Here is a 1,550-nt window from a genome sequence, read left to right on the forward strand (position 1 = left end):
GCTGGCCACGGCCGATCCGGCCGCGCAGCTGGTGCAACTGACTGATCCCGAACCGGTCGGCGTCCATCACCAGCATCACGGTGGCGTTGGGGACGTCGACGCCCACCTCGATCACGGTGGTGCACACCAGCACATCGACCTCACCGGCCCGGAAGGCCGCCATGGCGGCGTCCTTCTCCTCGGCGGACAGCCGCCCGTGCATCAGGCCCAGCCGCAGGTTCACCAACTCCCCGGAGCGCAGCCGGGCGTAAAGACCCTCGGCGGTCTCCGGCGCCTTGGCGTTCTGCTCATCGCCCGGATCGTCGCTCTCGTCGATGCGCGGCGCCACCACGTAGGCCTGACGGCCGGCGGCAACCTCCTCGGCTATCCGCTGCCAGGCCCGGCCGAGCCACGCCGGCTTGTCCTTGACGAAGATGACGTTGCTGGTGATCGGCTGGCGCCCACGCGGAAGTTCGCGCAGCGTCGAGGTTTCCAGATCCCCGTACACGGTGAGCGCGACGGTACGCGGTATCGGCGTGGCGGTCATCACCAGCAGGTGCGGCGTCACACCGGGACGGGCCTTGGCGCGCAGCTGATCTCGCTGCTCGACACCGAAGCGGTGTTGCTCGTCGACCACCACCATGCCCAGGTTGTCGAATTCCACCGCGTCCTGCAGCAGGGCGTGGGTGCCCACGACGATGCCGACCTCACCGCCGGCGATCTCGGCGCGGATCTGCTTTTTCTGCGCGGCGGTCATCGAACCGGTCAGCAGCGCCAGCCGGGTGCCGTTATCGGCGCCACCCAGCTGCCCGGCCATCGCCAACGGGCCGAGCACATCGCGGATCGATCGGAGATGTTGCGCGGCAAGCACTTCCGTCGGCGCCAGCAGCGCACACTGATATCCGGCGTCCACCATCTGCAGCATCGCCAGCACCGAGACGATCGTCTTGCCCGAACCCACCTCGCCCTGCAGCAGCCGGTTCAACGGCCGGCTCGCCGCGAGCCCCTCGGACAGCACGCCGAGCACCTCGCGCTGCCCCGCGGTCAACTCGAAGGGCAAGCGCCCCAACAGTTGTGTGACCAAGCCGTCCGGGCGCGGCGGCGCCGGCGGTCCCGACTCCGACAGTTCACCGTGGCGGCGGGCCACCAGCGCCCACTGCAGACCGACGGCTTCGTCGAAGGTCAGGCGCTCGCGGGCCCGCTGCCGCCGCGGCTCGCTCTCGGCGAGATGGATGTCGCGCAATGCCTGGTCCTCGGAGATCAGGCCGAATTTCGCGCGCAACTCCTCGGGCAGCGGATCCGGCACCGGGTCGAGCACGTCGAGCACCTGGCGCACGCACGAAAAGATGTCCCAGCTCTGCAATTTCGTGCTGGCGGGATAGATCGGGAAGAAATGGCGTTCGTAGGCATCCAGCAATTCTTCGCCGCTGGTGGCGCCCGAGGCGTTGGCGATGTTCTTCAGCGACCGCGTCCCGCGGTTGCGTCCGTCCGGCGAGTCGACGATGAGGAACGCCGGGTGCGTCAGTTGCATGACGTTCCGGAAGAACCCGACCTCCCCGGAGAGCATCACC

At 68.7% G+C, this 1,550-nt stretch carries 1 protein-coding gene; it reads right to left on the reverse strand.

Annotated features, from left to right (window positions below):
- Positions 1 to 1,550: ATP-dependent DNA helicase RecG (locus A9W96_RS10305; RefSeq protein WP_067139474.1), on the reverse strand; the 1,550-nt coding region annotated here is incomplete at both ends.

It is taken from the genome of Mycobacterium sp. 1245852.3 (assembly GCF_001669335.1).
GTDB lineage: Bacteria > Actinomycetota > Actinomycetes > Mycobacteriales > Mycobacteriaceae > Mycobacterium > Mycobacterium europaeum_A.